The 21,258-nt window shown below is 45.8% G+C and carries 16 protein-coding genes; 2 read left to right on the top strand and 14 right to left on the bottom strand.

Going from position 1 to position 21,258, the window contains the following annotated elements:
- Nucleotides 1-111 precede the first annotated feature (111 nt).
- The 12 genes from BMW45_RS01355 to BMW45_RS01410 all read right to left on the bottom strand — a co-directional run bounded on the left by BMW45_RS01355 (nucleotide 112) and on the right by BMW45_RS01410 (nucleotide 14,447).
- Nucleotides 112-906, bottom strand: a complete 795-nt coding sequence (locus BMW45_RS01355; protein WP_465220279.1) for an ABC transporter ATP-binding protein — start codon at nucleotides 904-906, stop codon at nucleotides 112-114.
- Entirely contained in the window at nucleotides 897-1,913 is a 1,017-nt protein-coding gene (locus tag BMW45_RS01360; protein ID WP_092240218.1) for a FecCD family ABC transporter permease, read from the bottom strand. The genes BMW45_RS01355 and BMW45_RS01360 overlap by 10 nt, the downstream gene beginning before the upstream one ends.
- A gap of 2 nt (nucleotides 1,914-1,915) precedes the next feature.
- Complete coding sequence (locus tag BMW45_RS01365; protein ID WP_092240219.1) at nucleotides 1,916-3,106, bottom strand: ABC transporter substrate-binding protein; 1,191 nt, start codon at nucleotides 3,104-3,106, stop codon at nucleotides 1,916-1,918.
- Nucleotides 3,107-3,130: 24 nt separating this feature from the next.
- Entirely contained in the window at nucleotides 3,131-4,300 is a 1,170-nt protein-coding gene (locus BMW45_RS01370; RefSeq protein ID WP_092240220.1) for a nitrogenase component 1, read from the bottom strand.
- Nucleotides 4,297-5,556 carry a nitrogenase component 1 gene (locus tag BMW45_RS01375; protein WP_092240221.1) on the bottom strand — a complete coding sequence of 420 codons (1,260 nt, stop codon included), beginning with the start codon at nucleotides 5,554-5,556 and terminating at the stop codon, nucleotides 4,297-4,299. The genes BMW45_RS01370 and BMW45_RS01375 overlap by 4 nt, the downstream gene beginning before the upstream one ends.
- The gene (locus BMW45_RS01380; RefSeq protein ID WP_092240222.1) at nucleotides 5,546-6,307 is read right to left on the bottom strand and encodes a nucleotide-binding protein; all 762 of its coding nucleotides are present in this window, start codon (nucleotides 6,305-6,307) and stop codon (nucleotides 5,546-5,548) included. The genes BMW45_RS01375 and BMW45_RS01380 overlap by 11 nt, the downstream gene beginning before the upstream one ends.
- A 51-nt stretch (nucleotides 6,308-6,358) precedes the next feature.
- The gene (locus BMW45_RS01385; protein ID WP_092240223.1) at nucleotides 6,359-7,045 is read right to left on the bottom strand and encodes a Crp/Fnr family transcriptional regulator; all 687 of its coding nucleotides are present in this window, start codon (nucleotides 7,043-7,045) and stop codon (nucleotides 6,359-6,361) included.
- A 220-nt stretch (nucleotides 7,046-7,265) separates the two neighbouring features.
- Complete coding sequence (gene cooS / locus BMW45_RS01390) at nucleotides 7,266-9,179, bottom strand: anaerobic carbon-monoxide dehydrogenase catalytic subunit (RefSeq protein ID WP_166433258.1); 1,914 nt, start codon at nucleotides 9,177-9,179, stop codon at nucleotides 7,266-7,268.
- A 97-nt stretch (nucleotides 9,180-9,276) separates the two neighbouring features.
- A complete protein-coding gene (locus tag BMW45_RS01395) occupies nucleotides 9,277-9,900 on the bottom strand; it encodes an undecaprenyl diphosphate synthase family protein (protein ID WP_025231599.1) in 624 nt (207 codons plus the stop codon).
- Between the two features lie 240 nt (nucleotides 9,901-10,140).
- Nucleotides 10,141-11,838, bottom strand: a complete 1,698-nt coding sequence (locus BMW45_RS01400) for an FAD-dependent oxidoreductase (RefSeq protein ID WP_092240225.1) — start codon at nucleotides 11,836-11,838, stop codon at nucleotides 10,141-10,143.
- A 26-nt stretch (nucleotides 11,839-11,864) separates the two neighbouring features.
- Nucleotides 11,865-13,253: a cation:dicarboxylate symporter family transporter gene (locus BMW45_RS01405; protein WP_092240226.1), complete on the bottom strand. Its 1,389-nt coding sequence runs from the start codon at nucleotides 13,251-13,253 to the stop codon at nucleotides 11,865-11,867.
- Nucleotides 13,254-14,447 carry a MalY/PatB family protein gene (locus BMW45_RS01410; RefSeq protein WP_092240227.1) on the bottom strand — a complete coding sequence of 398 codons (1,194 nt, stop codon included), beginning with the start codon at nucleotides 14,445-14,447 and terminating at the stop codon, nucleotides 13,254-13,256. It abuts the gene before it with no gap.
- A gap of 276 nt (nucleotides 14,448-14,723) precedes the next feature.
- Here BMW45_RS01410 and BMW45_RS01415 point away from each other — a divergent pair, with 276 nt between their 5' ends.
- Nucleotides 14,724-15,206: a MarR family winged helix-turn-helix transcriptional regulator gene (locus BMW45_RS01415; RefSeq protein ID WP_092240228.1), complete on the top strand. Its 483-nt coding sequence runs from the start codon at nucleotides 14,724-14,726 to the stop codon at nucleotides 15,204-15,206.
- 181 nt (nucleotides 15,207-15,387) lie between these two features.
- Here the strand turns inward: BMW45_RS01415 and ppdK are convergent, their stop codons facing one another.
- Together ppdK and BMW45_RS01425 are read right to left on the bottom strand one after the other, a co-directional pair.
- Nucleotides 15,388-18,012 (bottom strand): pyruvate, phosphate dikinase, encoded by a 2,625-nt coding sequence (ppdK, locus tag BMW45_RS01420; RefSeq protein ID WP_092240229.1) that lies wholly within the window; start codon nucleotides 18,010-18,012, stop codon nucleotides 15,388-15,390.
- 267 nt (nucleotides 18,013-18,279) lie between these two features.
- Nucleotides 18,280-19,611: an MATE family efflux transporter gene (locus BMW45_RS01425; protein ID WP_092240230.1), complete on the bottom strand. Its 1,332-nt coding sequence runs from the start codon at nucleotides 19,609-19,611 to the stop codon at nucleotides 18,280-18,282.
- Between the two features lie 235 nt (nucleotides 19,612-19,846).
- On the opposite strand from BMW45_RS01425, the gene BMW45_RS01430 reads away from it, so the two are divergent.
- A complete protein-coding gene (locus BMW45_RS01430) occupies nucleotides 19,847-21,010 on the top strand; it encodes a BMP family lipoprotein (RefSeq protein ID WP_092240231.1) in 1,164 nt (387 codons plus the stop codon).
- The last annotated feature ends 248 nt before the right edge of the window (nucleotides 21,011-21,258 follow it).

The following is a 21,258-nucleotide window of genomic DNA, read 5'->3' on the forward strand; positions in this document are numbered from 1 at the left end:
GTATTATAACATAATTTATAAATAAGGATAATATTTTCAATCAGTCCGGCAAAAAAAGAAGGCCTCAGCAAAAATGCCGAAGCCTTCTATCTTTTTAGTCTTTAAAGCATGTCAGGTTAATGCCAGGGCAGTTACGGATTTAAACCGATGCCCTTCTTCTTCAATTTCATTGATCAGAACCTTAACCCCAAATGCCTCTTCCATATGTTCTTTCGATACCACTTCATCCACTTTGCCAAATATACTTTTTCCGCTGCGGTTCAAAATCAATGCCTTATCGGATATCTTTAGCGCATGTGCCGGGTAGTGGGTATTAAAAATACAGGATATGTTCTTTTCATCCGCAAGGCGGCGGATTGTATCCAGAATAATCAGCTGGTTTCTAAAATCCAGATTGCTCTCCGGCTCGTCCAGCACCAGTATCCGGGGTTTTGCAGTCAGGGCACGGGCTATTAAAACCATCTGAAGCTCTCCGCCGCTGATCCGGCTCACCAGCTTCCCTCTTAAATAATCAATTCCAACACTCCGGATCGCCTCATCGGCAATTTCCACATCCGCCTTTTTCGGACGGCTGAAATTTCCGATATGGGCACTGCGTCCCAGTAAGACCATCTCCTCTACCGTATAGGAAAAAAGGGACGCTTTCGCCTGGGGAACATAGGCAATTGTCTGCCAGACATCTTTTACAGACATTTCTGCCAGACATGTTCCATCCAGATAGCTTCCGCCTGATTTCCATTTCAGCAGTCCCATCATATTGCGAAGCAGCGTGGTTTTGCCTACACCGTTTGGTCCCAGGATTGCCAGTACTTCTCCATCCTGAAGCCGGAATGTGATTTCTTTTAAAATTTCTTCCCCTGCCTTATATCCAAAGCAGCCTTTCTTTACTTCAAAAATCACAGCCATCCTCCTCCTGTCTTTCTCAGCAATAGAATAAATACCGGGGCTCCGATCACTGCCGTCAGAATCGACAGGGGAATTTCAGCCGTCGTTGCAGCCCTGGCAGTCGTATCCATAACCAGCATAAATACTGCGCCCAGACTGATGCTGGCTGGAATGACCCGTTCGTTATTGCTTCCAAATAACATCCGGACCCCATGGGGAATTAAAAGCCCCACCCACTCGATCCGTCCGCACATGGAGGCGCAGGAGGCCGTAATCAATGCTGCTGCCAGAATAATGATAATGCGAAGCTTTCTTAAGTCAATTCCCATGGACCTTGCTTCATCCTCAGACATTGACAGGATATTCAACCGCCAGCGAAGCAGATAAATTGTCAGAATCCCCCCGCAGATCAAGGGACCTCCGATAGCCAGACTCTTGTAGGTAATTCCGGCCATACTTCCTAACAGCCAGTAGGTGATGGTTGGCAGCTGAGATTCCGGATCAGCCACATATTTAACCAGGGATACCAGGGAAGTAAAAAGAGAGGAAACCGCGATTCCTGCCAGAATGATCATAAACGTGGAAGACTGACCTTTAACCTTGCTGATGGAATAAGTAAGCATAATCGCAATCAGGCCAAATACCAGGGCCACCAGCTGAACCCATAAAAGACTGTCAGAAAATAAAAGGGCCAGTGCCGCACCAAAACATGCTCCCTGTGCCACCCCCAGAGTATCCGGAGTCGCCAGCGCATTGGAAAATAAGGGCTGAAAAGCCGCTCCCGAGACAGCCAGCCCTGCTCCGCAAAGAACTGCCAGTATGATTCTTGGCAGCCGGATATTGAATACGACACTGTATGCCTGGGGTTCGATGGCATCTTTTCCGGAAACCGCATAGGTATATAACAGTTTACAGATGTCAGCCAGATTAAAAGAATAGCGTCCGATGCCCAGACAGATCAGGGCCGTTAATACCGGAGCCAGGATCAGTAAGATCCTGGTTCCGGTTCCGTATCGTTTCATCAACATGTTTATACTCCGTCTGCTGCTTCACGGGGAGGATTAAACATGCCTTCCATCTCTTCATCCGTAAGCTCTACATGATAATATTTCAGATAAAAGTCTTTAATTGTCTGGTTCAAATCAAGATCAGCAAAAACTTCCGGGTGATTTTTCTGGGCCATCCAATAAAGGCAAAGAGAAGAATCGGAAGACGGCGGGAACCAGCGGTACATCCCCAGAGGGAATTTATAAACTTTATGTTCCCGTACGGCCTTAACCGGACTCCAGTCAAATCCTTCAATACTGCTGTCATAAAAATCCTGAGGCAGGTATGGACTGAAGTTTGTTACATAGATAATATCCGGATCCCACTCATAGATCTGTTCCATGGTCAGATCCACACCTGATCCGGGAATATCTTTTGATACGCTGATGGCTCCGGTTGCATCGCACCAGTACTGACCGAAGAACTGGTTGCCGGAGGTCTGGAATACCCCGTCTTTATAATGATAAATAATCATTACTTTCGGTTTATCTTCCTCTTTTACATCCTTTAAACGTTTTTCAATATCAGCGGCCACTTCACGTCCGTAATCAGTAATACCGGCTACCTTATCCGGCTCATCAAATATTTCTCCCAACAGTTCGACCCATTGATTCACTGTTTCCACCGTATCAAACCCGGCAATGGAAGTGCTGAAGCCAACCACCGGTATACCTGTCTTTAACAGCACTTCCCTTTCTTTTGCATTGTTGGCGTTGCAAAAGATCACATCAGGCTTCAATTTAATGAGTTCTTCCACATTAACCTCACCGCCCTGTATAAAGGAAGTATCCACATCCTTTAATTCAGGAGCCACTTTCATCAACAAAGAATGTTCTGCCGCACTTTTAGAAGCTGGATGCATGCCCACCAGTTTTGCGCCTGAACCCTGATACAATACATAAACCGACGGCAGCGGCCATAAGGACGCAATCGCCACACGCTCAATATTAACCGGAATGACCACCTCATTACCGCCCTGGTCAATGATCGTCTTGGTCTCGCCGGCTGCCGGTGCGGGTTCTTCCTCTTTCCCGGCCTCGGGTTTGTCTTCCGCTGATGCCGCTTCTCCGGCTGCTGAGGCCGGAGTCTCCGTGGAAGCTGACTTAGCCGTACAGCCGGATAATACAGCCAGGCACAGAGCCATGCTCAATACACGCGTTACTGTTTTTTTCATCTTTTCATTTCTCCCTTCTTCGTATCATTGAAAGCTAAATAAGCTTCCACTCAATCGTTTTCCCATGAGCTGAGGTGCATGGTCCCAGCATACTTTGCTGGAAACCGCTACATGAGGCAGCTCAATGAATCGCACACTTTCTTTTTCCCGGATCAGCTGCCGGATCAGCGGATCAGCTATAATGGTATGATATCTTCCACTGTTCACCAGTTTTCTGATATCACTCTCACTATTTAAGGAAAGGCTGGCCTGCCGGTACACTCCTTGTGTTCCTCCGAATAAAACCGCCGGCTGAATATCCCTTATTCCCATCTCTTCCTGAAGATGAAACGCCATCGACCGGATCAGAACCTCTTCACCGATCATCAGAATCTGACTCGTTTCATTTGCTGCCGTTTCCAATACCCTCTCCTGCTTATCTTTCATTGTTTCTTTCAGCATTACCGCCAAACGGTCCGCCGCCGGCTCCCCGGCCGGAACCCCTGTCACGTAAGGAATTTGATATCGTTTTTTCATGTATTCTGCCAGGCCAAGACCGCTCTTTGACACCACCAGGTTTACACCGGCAGACGGTGCCTGGCAAACCTTATGGAAATCAGATATCATAGAGAAATCCGCCTGAATGGTAAAGCCCCGTTTCTCCAGTTCGCCAATCAAGTCAACTGCATTGCTGTTGTTGGAGAAATCAAGGGGTGTCAGTCCCAGAATATTGATACTGTCCCCTGACGGGCTGACCTCCTGCGGTGACGGAAAGAACTTTTTTGCAAAAGCTATGTAAGCGTCTGAGATCCCTTTATCGTAGTAATGTAAACCGGTTGTTGCCAGTCCGATAGAAGGAATTCCAGTACGCTCTTCCAGTTCTGCCGCTATTCCCTCCAGATCCGTTCCAATAACCATGGGAACCGGACTTCCAAGAAAGCAAAGAAAGTTTGGCTTCAGATCATTTGCGGCGTTTTCTATCTTTTGTATAAATTTTTCATCATTGCCTAGGATCGCATCCATTTCCCTGAGTCCTGAACAGTACACCAGGCTGCGGGAATCATACCATCTGGGTTCATCATAACCGGTATAATTCCCCGTGCAGCCGGAAGCATCATGAATTACCAGCAGTCCGCCCAGCGCAAACAGGGCAGAGCATACACCGGAATAATCAGGAGCAAAGGGAGGCAGTTGTATCGAAAGTTTATGCATCATATCACCAACCCATAATTTTTTATCAGCGTTTCTAAATCTTCTTCCACCTGGACCGCATGGACGATTCCCTGCATCAGCTTGATGATACCGTCAAATCCAAAGTTCCCTTCATTGTTTACCAGACCATACACATGGCGGGAACGGGTAACATATGCGGCTTCAAAGCCAATGGCAATGCCATCCTCCGGAAATACTCCGATCTTTGAAGGAATATCATAGCCGACCGGATTTATAATCTGAATTTCCGGCATATGTTCATGGATCCAATCCGCATGTTTCTTTTCTGCTCCCCCAACGGTCCGGGCAAAAATTCCAGCCACATGGAATCCTGCCTCAATGAATGCCCTGGCTGCCGCAAAAGGAAAAATCACAGCCGTATCATCGATAAAGACCGGTTTGTTCCGGGCTGCCTCTCTTGCCTCCATGACTGCCTGCCTTGCCTTCCTCTGGTATGGCTCCAGATCAAACCGGACATTCTCTTTGTCCGCCAGCTTTTCCATCAGCCGTTCGTAAGTATTTAATATATCTTCCTCCCGGTAGTTAGTATAAGCTAACTCAAAGTCAATATTCAGCCGTTCTTTCATATCCATGGCCGCCTTCACTCCCGGCGGGGCTGTCACCAGATTCCATTGGGCAGCCGCCATCTGCTGGTATGCTTCAAAGGTTTCAAACTGTGCAATATGATTGACCTGATGGATTCCCATCGCCTGCAAAAATGCAAACAATTCAGATTCCGGCCGGATCTGCACCGGATTCCCAATGAGATTGACCTGCCGCATCTTTCCTTCTGATGGTTCCAAGAGACCGTACATCTTCCGGCGGATATTGACCGGAGGAGGATTGTCCGTATCCAGGGTGATCGGGTTCATATGGCAGAAAGTAAACCGAACATCTTCATGCTGTTCCCGCAAAACAGCCAGTATGGACTCATGGTCTGTTCCCAGCAGGTCATCCAGGCAGCTGACAAAAATCATCAGAACCTTCGGTTTTTTCTCCAGTGTCTCCAGAAGTTCTGCCACAGCTTCTGGAATTAAATCCTCATATCCTCCCGATACAATATCGCTTTCATCAATGTATAAATAGGAGAGCCGGTCTTTTAAGCCATGACCGATAGCTCCAAGCGCCCCATGCCTCCCACAGGCAAAGGGACAAACAAACAGCTGGTAACTTTCCGGAACCAGCATGGCCAGACGGACCACCCCCCACCCGCCGTGGGCAGGCGATGTATAATGAAGCGTACTGCAATCAGTTTTCATGACCGCACACCTCCAGAATCGATTTGGCTAATGTACGGTATTCTCCTGCCATGTCACTGTCCGGAAATGCTTCCACAACAGTTTTCTTCTGATGCTCTGCCTCCTGTACAATTCCGTCACGAGGCAGAATCCGCACGATCTTCCCGCCGCTTTCCTCTGCAAATTCAAATACCAGTTCCTGTTCTTTTTCAATATTTCTTGAGTTTAAAATGATACCGGAATACCGGGCATATCCCCGCTTTGAAAATTGTCCAACAGCACTGACTATATTAGCGGCAGCATAAAGGGACATCTTCTCACCCGAAGTAACAACAAATACATGTTCCGCATAACCGCCCCGAATGGGCATGGCAAAGCCTCCGCATACCACGTCACCAAGAACATCATAAAGTATGATATCCGGCTTGTAGATCTCATAAGCATTTAATGCTTCCAACCGTTCAAAAGCGGTAATAATGCCGCGCCCCGCGCAGCCAATTCCAGGAGTCGGTCCTCCGGCTTCTACGCATAATACCCCGTTGTAACCAGGAAATACAATATCTGAAAGCTCCACATGATCCGACTTTTCTTTAATTGCATCCAAAACTGTCTTTACCGGTTTTCCCAATGTCAGATTCTGAGTGGAATCTGCTTTTGGATCACAGCCGATCTGCATCACCCGATATCCCATGTCAGACAAGGCTGCTGTCAGGTTTGAGGTAGTTGTACTTTTGCCAATTCCTCCCTTCCCATATACTGCAATCTTTAACATATTTGACTCTCCTTAATTCGCTTTTAGTTAGTTATAGCTAACTCCTGCATACTAACATGAAGCCGCCTTGGAGTCAAGATGACACTGGGAAAACTGTCTCAAATGAGATACATCCCTGATTACAATCTTCTGTTCCGTATACTCGATTGCCTGGGAAAGGCGGAAGTTGTCCAGTTCCCGGTACAAGGTTGCACGGCTGATCCCCAGACTGGAGCATAATCCGGTCTTTCCCGTGCGCAGGGAAACCACCCCATTGCTGTTGGCATGACTCACTAAATAATCAGCCAGCCGGGCTTTGGCAGAGGTTGTATTAAGCATTTCGACTTTCTTCTGCAGAAATAGTATCTTTTTATTAAATATTGTCATGATATGAAGCATCAGCTCCGGATCCCTCTTTAACACCTTTAAAAGTTCACTTTTCTTTATGTACAATACGGTAGTGGGACACATGCACTGCAGTGTGTTGGGCATCTCGGCATGAGTAAAAACCGTGCAGATCCCAAAACAATCTTTCGGGTAAATCTGTCTCAAGGTTAATTCTTTTCCATCCGGGGTGACCGAAGAGACGGTAATCTCGCCGGTTACTACAATACCGATGGATTTTTCTCCCTGATAACGGTTGCTGACCAGGCTGCCTTTTTTTAAATTGCACGTTCCATACTCCATCCCCCCCACATTCATTCCCTGGAATAATTCTGTGGTTTTTAAAAATTCCAGGTCTTTTTTCCGTTGTGTCACGTAAGAATCCTCCTTCTTCCTATATCTGCTATACGATGGAAATATAATAATTATACAAGGAGACAGGAAAAATGAAAAGTGAAATAATTCTCATTAGCAGAGGAGCGCCGCCCAATACAAAAAGAAGGCTTCGGTAATAACGCCGAAGCCTTCTTTGTCTGCAAAGCCATTGATTCTTGTCTTTTCAGTTTCCGGGGTCATTTCATTTTCCGCTTGGAATCTAATTCAAGCCCATGTTCCGTCTTTTTTTCATGATATGATCTTCAATATCATTGGCTACCTGTACCGGGTCATCACCTAACGCCACTTTTCCGCCGGTCAGGCTCTCTACATCTTCTGTGAGCAGCTTTACAAGCTTTGGTGCGCCAGTGATAAAGGGAGTGGGAGAAAGATGGGTATAGGCTCCGTATGCTATGGCAAATAAGCCATCTATGGTTGCCTTCTGTTCCATCCACTCCGGTGCTGTCACTGCAATAGGAAGGTCAGAAATGTCGGCATCCAGATGGTCGGCCAGGGCCGTTACAAGCATGGAAATCCTTCCTGTATCCGTGCAGGTTCCAAAGCTTAACACAGGAGGAATTCCCAATGCCCTGCACACTCCCTGCAGTTCTTCTCCTGCCTGATCGATGGCGTCTAAATTGCACATTCCTGCAACCTCTAATCCATGGTTTCCGCAGCCTCCTGCAACTACAAGGATGTCTTTTTTAATCAGTTCTTTTGTTAAATTTACCGTATTCCAATCCTGAGGCCCGTTTCTCAATGTGGAACAGTTTGCCAGGGCAACAATTCCTTTTAGCTGGCCTTTTGCGATGACATCCACCAGATTATTTAAATCATTCCCGATTGCATTTAACACTGCTTCCGTGGAAAATCCGGCAATGGCTTTTTGCTTGTATTTTGGTACCATGGGCTTGATCTTTTCATGCCTTTTCTTAAAGTTCTCAATGGCAACGTTAATGCACGTCTCCGCCATTTCCTCCGCCTTGCCCGGATAATATGGCATCTTATGCTCTGTGCCGGGAACACCGATAATTGTGCTGACACTTACCAGCGCTACCTGATACTTTTCCGCATATTGATCGATGGCAGGAGGAGAACAGTTTTCTTCCATTACAAATGCATCCACCGTTCCTGTCGCTAAAAACGGTTCAATGGATAACCAGTTACCCATAAGGCCCACGAACACATCATCCATTTCAAACCGTTGCAGCAATTCCTGTCCGGTCTCAATGGAGCCTACGATGTGAATTCCCTTTGCTCCGGCCTGCTTTGCCATATCCTGATACTTCTGCATCCTTGCCATCTGTAAAGCGGCAACCCCAATCCAGGGCTGATGTCCATTAAATGCAATATTTACGTAGTCAGGGTCCATAATTCCCAAATCCACATCCACTTCATGAGGCATCGGAGTTCCAAATAATATATCCTGGGTCATTTCAAGACCAATCTGCGCAGTGTAAATCGTGGAAAGACCCAAGCGCAGAGCTTTTGTTGCCAGGGAAACGTAATCGCCATCTACGTTGGTAAGGCAGCTTGCAATGCTGTTCTGTACTTCGTGTTCAACGCCTGATGGGTAAATGTGTAAGTCTTCCCAGATCTTTTTTCGTTTTTTCGGTGAAAAGACTTCCACCATAACACTTTTCTCGTCAGGGCTTATTTTCATCTCCTTGTCAAGAAATTCTGCCAGGCAGACAGCCATCTGGTTCACATCCTGGTTTGTATTGATCCCGGTTTTTTCACACATCCATTTTAATTTGTTAACGTCCGCAATCTGAAAAACGGTATTGCCTTTTCCTGTTTCTTTTAAAGTCCGAAAGGCCTCGTAAGCATGATGGGCATAGGTGGCAGCTCCCATAATGTTTCGCATAAGAAGATTTCTCATGGCCATGGCATCAGCCCCAATTCCGCAAACACCTTTTTCCGGTCCTTTTTCTTCATTGATTCTGCAAGGTCCATTGGTACATAATTGACAGCTTAGTCCCTGCAGGCAAAATTTGCATCGTATCTTTTCCTGCTCGTCCCATCTGGAAAATACGCTTGATAATCCATCATCCCTTATTCTGACCAGCATCTCTTCCACGGAGTCATGATAGCTTACCCGACCTTCTGTTTTTTCTAAAACCGTCTCTGGCATAATTACCTCCATTAAAATATTATTCAGTCAGTAGTATGTCAAATTTTAGTAACCATATTCTTTTGCTATAGAATAAAACATTCCGATCTGTGTATCTTCACCCTCCCAGAGTCACATCCTGCCTGGAATACCATTCAATCGCATCGTATACGTGTTGAGGCGTAAAATCCGGCCAGTAATCATCAATTACATACATATCTGAGTAAACAGACTGTACCGGCAAGAAACCGGACAGCCTTCTGCGGCCTCCCCACCGGATTACCAGATCGATCCTGGAAACATCGGCGGTTTTTAATTTAGGGCCTATGGCTCCGTCATGAAGTCCCAGATCCCACTCCCAGCTGTAGTTGACCAGAAAGTTGATCTTCATTCCTCCATTGCCGAACTGGTGCCTGTTTGTATATGGCTTCAGCTCCTCCGGAAACATGGCTGACGTTGTTTTTCCCAGAACCAAAAGCTCGGCATCTTCCTTTGACAATTCCTCCACAGCTTTTACGCATGCCTTTGAAAAGGCTTCCCTCTGGATTGAGGGACGCTTTGTGTTGTCCACGGTAAAGCCGTAAAAGGTCATTTCGTTAATCCCTAGTTTTCTGCAAAGATGGTAAAGGACCATTCCAGGGGATATCCCATTGTCATACCCTGCCTCTTTTCCCATTCCTTTTCCAAGGGCCCAGCGGCGGTTGCCGTCTGGTATGATCCCGATGTGCTTTGGAATTCTCATATACGTTCCTCCATTTTTCCTGCTATATTTGAATTATATAGAAAGTATAGCCAATTTTTTCTCTTCCATAATTCTCCTTAAGTAAATCTTCACAGACAGGAAACCAATACTATCTTCACTTAAGGAGGCGGACAAGGCTTGCAGTTAACTTAACAAGCGGTGAGCAACTGATCACGACCAATAAAAACAGACGGTATGCCCCTATTTCCTGGGCATACCGTCCATCTTCATATTTGACTTCTATAGAAAATTATATTCCGTTAGTATCTTCTCCCGTCCCGTAGTCATATCCATAAAGTATTCATAATAACTGATTCCCAGGAAGGAACCGGAAATATTAATGATATTGTCAAAACCACGGCCCTTTAACGCCATGGATGCATTATAGCTTCTCTGGCTGGTTCTGCAGTGTAAGTATACCGGCCTGTCATGAGGAATTTCCGATACACGCTGCCTGAGTTCACCTAAGGGGATATTCACGGCTCCAATGAGATGTCCCATCTCAAACTCATCACGGCCTCTCACATCGATGATGCATGCTTTGTTCCCCACCAGTTCCCGCACTTCACTTACATGAACCTGTTTAGAGACACCGTGCAGGACATTGAGTGCCACCAGCGCAGCCAGATTAACCACATCCCTCGCTGTGCCGAACACTGGCGAGTAGCAGAGTTCCAGCTCTTTTAAGTCCTCAAGTGTTCCGTTCATTGCAATAAGGGTTGCGATAACGTCGATCCGTTTGTCTACATTTCCCTTGCCGATGGCCTGGGCTCCCAGGACCCTTCCTGTGGGTACCTCGAATACAAGCTTAAAGTGCATGGGAAAACTGCCGGGCATCAGGCCTACCTTATCCATGGCCATGGTGTAGACAGAATCACATGGTATATTATTTGCTTTTGCGGTTCTCTCATTTAAACCTGTGGCAGCAGCATTCAACTCGAACAGTCTGACAGCACAGGAACCAATGACTCCGTTATTCCTGGTGGACATGCCATACATGGCATCAGCGGCTGCCCTTGCCTGGCGCAGAGCCGGACCAGCCAGAGGGAGCCTGGTTGGTTTGTGGGTCAGACGCTGGTAGACCTCGATGGCATCACCCACTGCATAGATATGCGGGTCACTGGTGCGGTAATCCGGTGTGACCTTGATTGCACCGGTCTCACCGATTTCCAGGCCTGCCTGCTTTGCAAGCTCTGTCTCCGGCAGTACACCAATGGAGAGCACCACTGCATCGCAAGGCAGCTCCCTGCCTGAGTTTAAGATTACCGTATCCTCTGTGATAGCCTTAACACCGTCACCCACAGCCAGTTCCACGCCCTGATCATAGAGCTCTTTTTGCAGAATCTGGCTCATATCGTAATCAAAAGGTGCCATGATCTGGCTGGCTGCCTCTGCCACAGCTACCTGCTTTCCTGCAGATTTCAGATTTTCTGCCACCTCAAGGCCGATAAAGCCGCCTCCGATTACAACCACACTGCGTATTTCTTCTCTGGCAACATATTGATCCAGATCTGCAATATCATTCACATTGCGCACTGTGAATACATGAGGGAGAGACACTCCCACGATTGACTTAGGCCGGATAGGATATGATCCTGGCGAAAGCACCAGCTCATCATATGATTCTTCATATTCCCGGCCGGATACACTGTCTTTAATACGTATTTTCCTGAGGGTGCGGTCAATGCCGCACACCTCACTGTTAACACGCACCTCGATATCATAGGAACTCTCAAAACCCTCCGGAGTCATCAGCACCAGATAATCCTTATCTTCTACGGTCCTGCTTAAATAATAGGGAAGTGAGCAGTTGGAAAAGGATACATGCTCTCCCCGTTCAAATATGGTTATGGACGCATCTGCATCCAGACGCCTGATTCTGGCTGCGGCGGAAGCACCGCCGGCAACACCCCCCACAATAAGAACACGTTTACCCATGATCACACATCCTTTGTTTTATTTTCTTATGAATTTCCCTTTGCTGAAGCCGGCTTCTTTTCCAGGTTCAGCGACTTGTCATTATATACTGTCATATCTATATTATTGGTTAGTTTTGCAGCTACTAAACCGGTCACCATACCATCGCTGACATTCAGGGCAGTCCTGGCCATGTCGATGACAGGCTCAATTCCTACCAGCAGACCTGCGAGACCAACCGGGAGTCCAAGTGCGGATAACACGGTGATACCTGCAAAGGTTGCGCCACCGCCTACACCGGCGATACCAATGGAAGCAAACGTGATGACGACTACCATCAGAATAAAGAAAGATGGGGTAATTTGCTGGCCCACAGCAGGAGCCACCATGACTACCAGCATGGCAGGATAAATAGCCGCGCAGCCGTTCTGTCCGATGGAAGTACTGAGGGAACCTGCCAAGTTGGAAACTCCGTTATCCACACCCATCTCATCTGTTAAGGTCCTGATGGTCAGCGGCAGGGTTCCTGCACTGGTACGGGAGGTAAATGCAAATACAAGGGTTGTCATGGCCTTCTTAAAATATGTAAGAGGGCTGACTCCCACGGCAGCCAGTATCAGTCCGTGAATGATGAACATGATAAATATAGCTGTATAGGAAGCAAGAACAAAGGTTACAAGCCGCAGGATACTGGTATAGTCACTTCCTGCAATGGTCTTGGTCATCAATGAAAAGATGCCGAATGGCGTCAGCATAATAATCATCATGACCACTTCCACCACCAAGGTATTCAGCGAATTCATTAGTTTCCCGAAAAACTCTGCCTGTTCCGGGGCATAGGTCCGTACCCCGATCACTCCGATTCCCAGGAATGCTGCAAAGAGCACAACGGAAAGAGTTGCATTGCTACCCTGTCCGGTCAGGGCATAGATCGGGTTGGATGGAATGATATCGATAATGGTATCTTCTATGGAAAGGCCCTCCTTAGCCTTCTCTTCCAGCTGGGAAGTCTTCTTACTCTCAGCCTCGCCAATCTCCAGTCCCTCTGCGCTGACGCCAAATGCCTTAGCTGTAACACCGCCTACCACTGCTGAAATTGCTGCCGTTGACAGGAGAATTACCAGTACAAGAGCTGTAATCTTGCCAAGGTTCTTGCCTGACTTCTGGTTTATGATAGCACACACGATGGATACAAAAATCAACGGGATGACCATCATCTTTAAAAGCTTGGTATATGCAGTACCCACCAGGCTGATCCAGCGCAGACTCTCAGAAACCGCTGCATCATCTGCCACTGTCTTTAAGATCGCACCAAATATAATACCACCGAACAGACCGGCTACTACACGTACATTAAAAGATTTGCCTTTTTTCTGTAATACAAACAGAACACCCAGATAGATTAAAAAACAGATTACACTTATATAAACAGCCATTTATTCCCCCACCTTTTCTTTAATGTTTTTAATAATGCTCTCAACAGCAGTAACAACATTCTTTGTATCAGTAGCCAGGTTAATCCGGATAAATCCGTGTGCCATGAGGCTGAACCATTCCCCAACGTCGCAGGCAAGACGGCACTTGTTTTGGATAAAGCCGGCAGTCTCTTCCCCTGTGAGATAGCCTCTTAAATCAATCCAGGACAGATATGTTCCTTCAAGAGGCGTAACCACGATCTCTGGAAGCTCTCTTAAAAACTCTTGTTTCATATAATTGTAATTGTGAATAATCAGTGCCTTCACATTCTCCAGCCATTCTTCCCCTCCCCGGAAAGCGGCCTCCACTCCTGCCACACCCATGAGGTTGACTTCCGGTGAACCAATGCTTTTGATGTATGCATCATAGGTTTCCATCAACGGTTTGTCAAATATGATTACATGGGAGTGAATCAATCCGGCTAAGTTAAATGTCTTGGAACCTGCATTTAAGGTAATCAGAATATCCTTATATTTACCGTCTCCGACCAGGGCGGAGGATACGAACTTCTTCCCCTCATAGGTAAAATCCTGATGAATCTCATCAGAAACCACCAGCACCCCATGTCTGCGGCAAATATCGAACATGGTATCCAGCTCCTCCTCTGACCATACCCGGCTTACAGGGTTATGGGGGGAACACAGGATGAACATCTCTACCTTGTTGTCCATGATTTCCTTCTCAAACTTTTCAAAATCCAGGGTATAATAACCGTTGTTGTTATCAAGCTCACAGGTTACAAGCTTTCTTCCAGTGTTCAGTATGGCATCATAAAATGGGTAATATACAGGAGGGCAGATAATAACGGACGCTTCCTCTTTGGTATATGCCCTTACAGCCGCATATAAGGATCCCACCACCCCGGTAGCAAACCTTATATTTTCCCTGGCAAGTTCTACATTATGATGCTTCTTCTGCCATGCAAAGAAAGAATTAAAAAACGCTTCCTCCACTGTGCCATAGCCAAACACGCCGTGCTCCACGCGCTTCACCAGAGCCTCCCTTACTGCTGCAGGCGACTGGATCTCCATATCAGCAACCCAGAGGGGAAGCAGGTCCGCATCACCAAAAATTTCTTGAAGTGAGTCCCACTTTAATGTACCTGTTCCCCGTCGTTCCACACAATTTTCCCTACAGAACTTCTCAATGTCCATGAAAATACCATCCTTTTCGTAGTATAAGCAAGTTTTTGCAAAATATAGTTCACTAACTGAACTATATTATAAAATACTTAGTATATATTGTCAATATATTTTTAATACATTTTTAATAATTAGGGCAGTTTTCACATAAATTATTCACTTTTTATTTTTATGGTTTATTCACTTAACAATATTTCCTGCTTTGTTTGAAATAATATATTGAAGCCCTATACTATATATGGTACTATAACATGTACAAACATCATCAATTGGAACAGGAGCATTTATATGAGTCATATTTCAGATATAAACAGCGCATATCAAAAGTTGAATGCACGGGCAGATACCTTGTATGAATTTATCATCTTATATCACAATTACATCTATGCCCATCATACATATGAGAATGAAAACTTTAACATGATGGAGATACACACCCTTACCTACATTGACGACTCCCCCGGGATTACCGCCACTGAGCTGTCAAAGATATGGCACAAAAGCAAAAGTGCCATTTCCCAGGTCATCAAGAAGCTGGTTGACTCCGGATATATAGAAAAACGCTACAAAGAGAATAATGAAAAATCCGTATGCTTATACGTGACAGAAAAGGGGCAGAGACTTTCCTCGGTTCACAAAGCTTACGATGTAGCAGACATCACACAGACCACCTCCTATCTGATCGAACAGTGCGGTGAGTCAGACTTAGACGCCTTTTACCGGATTATTGAGAAGTATAATGAACTTCTGAAATCTGATTTGGAATCATAGGCATATCAACTGTCAATTATATAAGAACATCAAAAAAGCTGCAAGATCTATACCGAATGGTCAGATTAAGCAGCTTTTCTAATATGTTGCACTCTTTTTAGTATTTTAAACATCAAAAGGGGCCGTGTACGAAACTGCCGGTACCACGACCCCCTTTGACTATCCTATATAGTTGTTTTCCTTAATTGTTAAGTGCTGCCTGTGCTGCTGCCAGTTTAGCAATCGGCACACGGAATGGAGAACAGGATACATAATCCAGACCAATCTTATGGCAGAACTCTACGGAAGAAGGATCTCCGCCGTGCTCGCCGCAGATACCAATATGCATCTCCGGACGAACGCCCTTGCCTAACTTGATTGCTGTTTCCATAAGCTTGCCTACACCGGTCTGATCCAGTTTTGCAAATGGGTCATTCTCGAAGATCTTGGTGTCATAGTAAGCATTTAAGAACTTGCCTGCATCGTCACGGGAGAAGCCATAGGTCATCTGAGTTAAGTCATTGGTTCCGAAGCAGAAGAATTCAGCATCTTTGGCAATGTCATCAGCGGTCAGGCATGCTCTTGGGATCTCGATCATGGTACCTACTTCATATTTTAAGCTGCTACCTGCTGCAGCGATCTCTGCGTCAGCAGTTTCAACTACGATCTTCTTAACAAACTTTAATTCCTTCTCATCACAGATTAGCGGAATCATGATTTCCGGGCAAACGTTCCAGTCAGAATGTGCCTTCTGAACGTTGATGGCTGCACGGATCACTGCCTTTGTCTGCATCTTTGCGATCTCAGGATAGGTAACTGTCAGACGGCATCCACGATGTCCCATCATTGGGTTGAACTCGTGTAAGGAATCAATGATGCTCTTGATCTGAGCAACAGTCTTGCCCTGTGTATCAGCCAGTTTCTTAATGTCGTCTTCCTCTGTTGGAACGAACTCATGCAGAGGCGGATCTAAGAAACGGATGGTAACAGGATTACCTTCCAATGCTTCGTAAAGCTTTTCAAAGTCATCCTGCTGTACAGGAAGGATCTTTTCAAGAGCTGCTTCTCTTTCCCCAACGGTATCGGAGCAGATCATCTCGCGGAATGCGTCGATTCTGTCTCCTTCAAAGAACATATGCTCGGTACGGCAAAGGCCGATTCCTTCTGCGCCCAGTTCTCTTGCTTTTCTTGCATCAGCTGGTGTATCAGCATTGGTTCTTACTTTCAGCCTTCTGTACTTGTCTGCCCATGCCATGATTCTTCCGAATTCACCGATAATGGCTGCATCTACTGTCGGAATGATTCCGTCATAGATCTTTCCGGTAGATCCATCAAGGGATAAGAAGTCTCCTTCATGATATTCCTTGCCTGACAGGACGAATTTCTTGTTCTCTTCATCCATAATGATTTCGGAACAGCCGGATACACAGCATGTACCCATTCCACGTGCAACAACTGCTGCATGAGAAGTCATACCACCGCGTACGGTTAAGATACCCTGAGCGGCCTTCATTCCTTCAATATCCTCCGGAGAGGTCTCAAGACGAACCAGAACAACCTTCTCGCCTCTTTCATGCCATGCTTTTGCTTCGTCAGCTGTAAATACGATCTTACCGCATGCAGCTCCTGGAGATGCTGCCAGAGCCTTTCCAATCGGTTCTGTCTTCTTTAATGCATCTGTATCAAACTGAGGATGGAGTAAGGTATCCAAGTTTCTTGGATCGATCATCTTAACTGCCTTTTCCTCTGTAATCATGCCTTCATCAACCAGATCGCAAGCAATCTTTAAAGCAGCCTTAGCTGTTCTCTTGCCGTTACGGGTCTGAAGCATGTAAAGGGTTCTATCTTCAATGGTAAATTCCATATCCTGCATATCTCTGTAGTGATCTTCCAGCTTATTGCAGATTCCTACGAACTGCTCATAGGCTTCCGGCATAACTTCCTTTAACTGGTCAATCTTCTGCGGTGTACGGATACCGGCAACTACGTCCTCACCCTGTGCGTTCATTAAGAACTCACCCATAAGGTGCCGTTCACCGGTTGCTGGGTCACGGGTAAATGCAACACCGGTACCGGAGGTCTCGCCCATGTTTCCGAACGCCATCATCTGAACGTTAACAGCAGTACCCCAGGAATATGGGATATCGTTGTCGCGGCGGTAAACGTTTGCTCTCGGGTTGTTCCATGAACGGAAAACAGCCTTGATCGCTTCCATCAGCTGTACCTTTGGATCTGCCGGGAAATCAGCACCGATTTTTTCCTTATACTCAGCCTTGAACTGTCTTGCAAGTTCCTTTAAATCCTCAGCTGTTAAATCTACGTCCTCTGTGATTCCTTTTTCTTCCTTCATCTTATCGATGAGCTCTTCAAAGAACTTTTTGCCCACTTCCATAACGACGTCGGAGAACATCTGGATAAATCTGCGGTAACAGTCCCATGCCCAACGGGGATTACCGGATTTTGCTGCCAGAACTTCCACTACTTCATCATTCAAACCAAGGTTTAAGATGGTGTCCATCATACCTGGCATGGATGCTCTTGCACCGGAACGAACAGAAACCAGAAGAGGATTTTCCTTATCGCCGAACTTCTTTCCGGTGATCTCTTCCATCTTAGTGATGTGTTCCATGATCTGGTCCATGATCTCATCGTTAATCTTCTCGCCGTCATCATAATACTGAGTACAAGCCTCTGTTGTTATGGTAAATCCCTGGGGAACCGGAAGGCCTAAGTTTGTCATCTCTGCCAAGTTGGCGCCTTTTCCTCCTAACAGGTTTTTCATGCTTGTATTACCTTCGGTAAACATATAAACCCATTTTCTTGCCATAAGTAAATTTCCTCCTCAAATTGTGTTGGTTGTCCAGCTTTTCTGCCGGATACATTTGCAAAAAAGCCCTGCAAATATTATAGCATAATTCAAACGCTAGTAAAGGGGGTTTCTTTAATTATTCCCAAAAATTAGCTCTTTTTTCGATACAATTACCATGAAAGTACTTCCATATTCAGTCATTTTCCGATATGCGATTTTAGTTCGCATATGCGAATTTTATACCTGGAAATCCATGTTTTACCCCCAAAATTTCACAAAACAATTTCAAGAATTTTCAGTCAAAACAGGCTTTTTTTCTTTCAGCAATACCAGGCAGATCCCCAGCGTCAAAAATTCTGCCGCCGGCATGACGGACCAGATCCCGTTCACCCCAAATGCTATTGGAAGAAGAAATACAAGAACGCTGCTCAAGACAAGTCCCCGCATCAGGCAGATGAACAATGCCTTTCCCGGCCTTAATACCGACTGGAACCAGGTGCTGAACAAAATATTAAATCCCATGGGAAGAAATGACAGGAAGTATATCCTGACAGCAGAAACCGACATGGCTAAAATCTCATCTGCAGGCTTTACAAAGGCCTCTGTTACCATAACCGGGAAAAGCACACCCACTCCCACAAACAGCGCACCGGCAACGCATACGGCCAGTTCTCCCATGCGGCGTGTTTCCTTTAACCTCTCCATTTTTCCTGCCCCGTAATTCATGGCTAGAATGGGTTGGGATGCCTGTGAGATACCATTATTAATAGAAGCAACGATTAAAGCACTGTTGGATATGATGCCGTACACCACCACTCCAAGATCGCCAACGTAAGCCAAAAGCTGGCGGTTAAATAAAAACATGACGATTCCGCTGCACGTTTCTAATAAGAAGCTGGAAAGGCCGTTTACCACGATTTCCCCTGCTTTTCTCCATTTGAAGCCAAGGACAATTCTTAAGGAACTTCCCTTGGAAAATAAATGGGTAAGCAGGATGCCAAGGGTCAGGCAGGAGCCGATCACAGTGGCCGCCGCCGCTCCTGCCATTCCCATCTTCATAGGAAAGATGAAAACATAATCCAGGATCACATTGGTGACACCGCCGGAGATCACGGCAATCATGGCCATTTTAGGAGCTCTGTCATTTCTGACAAAGGCCTGCAGGAAAGAAGAAAGCAGGAATACGGGCGCCCCCCATACCAGTATCCTTCCGTATTCCCTGACATAAAGGTCCATGGTTTCGTTTCTCCCCAGAAACTTTGTCACAGGATCAAACAACAGTTGCCCAGCCGCCACATAGAACACACCGGCAGCTGCCGCCATGCAGAATGCAGCCGTAAAATATTCCCTGGCCCCATGCTCATCTCCTTTTCCCTTGGAAATAGACAAAAGCACGCCTCCGCCTACGCCAAACAGCATGCCGGTTCCGAAAAACAGACTGTATAAGGGCAGAAGAAGGTTTAAGGCAGCAATGCCGATGGCTCCTACTCCCCGTCCGATCATCAGAGTGTCCGCCAATATATATATAGAAGTAACCAGAGTGGCACTGATGGATGGCATCAGATACCTTAAAAATAACTTCTTCACCGGTTCTTCCAGTAAATTTGTCTTTTTCATAAAAATCCTCCTTTTCAATTCTTTAAACATTCTATCATTTTTCTTTTAAATAACAAGTAAAATCAGAGAATATCCGTCCATAGTAAAAGGTTTAGGAATATATTCCATAAAATGCTCGATTGTTTTTTGATTTTTTCTGTAAAATAACACCAAATGAGATTGTTTCCAGAACGAAAATGTGATACATTAGTGGTATCTCTGAAAATTAATCAATAACAGGAGGAAAAACAAGATTATGAAAAAGAGAGCATTAGCATTAGCAATGGCAGTCATGATGACTGCAGCATTAAGTGGATGTGGATCTTCCAATCAAGGCGGCGCTACCACAGCTGCACCGGAAACCACAACAGCTGCTGAAAAAGCGGCAGAGACAACAGCCGCAGCTTCAGAAAAATCTGACAACGGGTATGAGCTTGCATTGGTTACAGACCTAGGAACCATTGATGATAAGTCCTTTAACCAGGGCGCTTGGGAAGGCATGAAGAAGTATGCGGAGGAAAACAATATTTCCTACAAGTACTACCAGCCCCAGGAAGGTACCACTGATTCCTATCTTGAGACCATCGGCCTTGCCATCGAAGGCGGCGCCAAGTTAGTTGTTTGCCCCGGATTCTTATTTGAAGAGCCTGTATTCCTTGCCCAGGATCAGCACAAAGATGTTCATTTCATCCTTCTGGATGGCGAACCTCACAATGGTGATTATTCAGAATTCAGAACAGAGGCTAATGTAATGCCGATCCTCTTCCAGGAAGACGAGCCTGGATTCTTAGCAGGCTATGCAGCAGTGAAAGACGGCTATACAAAGCTTGGCTTCTTAGGCGGTATGGCAGTTCCTGCAGTTATCCGTTACGGCTACGGATTTGCAGAAGGTGCTGACGTTGCAGCTAAGGAAATGGGAATCGACAACATAGAAATCATGTACAACTACACAGGAGCATTTGCCGCTACACCGGAAGCTCAGTCCATGGCTGCTTCCTGGTACCAGAACGGAACCGAAGTGATCTTTGGATGCGGAGGCGCAGTTGGTAACTCCGTTATGGCTGCTGCTGAAGAAAAAGGCACAAAGGTTATCGGCGTTGACGTTGACCAGAGCTATGAATCCAATACTGTTATTACCTCAGCAATGAAAGAACTGTCCGTTTCCGTTTACGATGGAGTAAAGGCATTCTATGACAATTCTTTCCCAGGCGGAAAAACCAGCATCTTCTCAGCAAAGAACAATGGAATCGGACTTCCAATGGAAACTTCCAAATTCACCAAGTTCACACAGAAGGATTATGATGCAATCTTTACTCAGTTAAAAGAAGGTAAGATCGAACTTGTACAGCCTTCCCAGGATAACAACAATCCTACGGTTGACTTAAAGCTTGAAAAGACAAAAATTAACTTTGTAGAATAACCTGCAAAGGAAGCGCCCTTCGGGCATATCTTTAAGCCCAGATAGCGCGGGCTAGAAAGAGGAATACCTTCCAGGCATACCTATATGCCCAGAAAGCATGGGCGGGAAAGAGGAAAGGAGATGCCGTTTGATTCACCAGTCAGAACAGACCTGGTCTCTTACGGCATCTCTTTTTTATTTCTCATAAAACAGAAAAATACCAAGGTGTATTTTATTAACCAGGTCCCATAGATAGGTACCGAATTAAG

It is taken from the genome of Lacrimispora sphenoides (genome assembly GCF_900105215.1).
Lineage (GTDB): Bacteria > Bacillota > Clostridia > Lachnospirales > Lachnospiraceae > Lacrimispora > Lacrimispora sphenoides_A.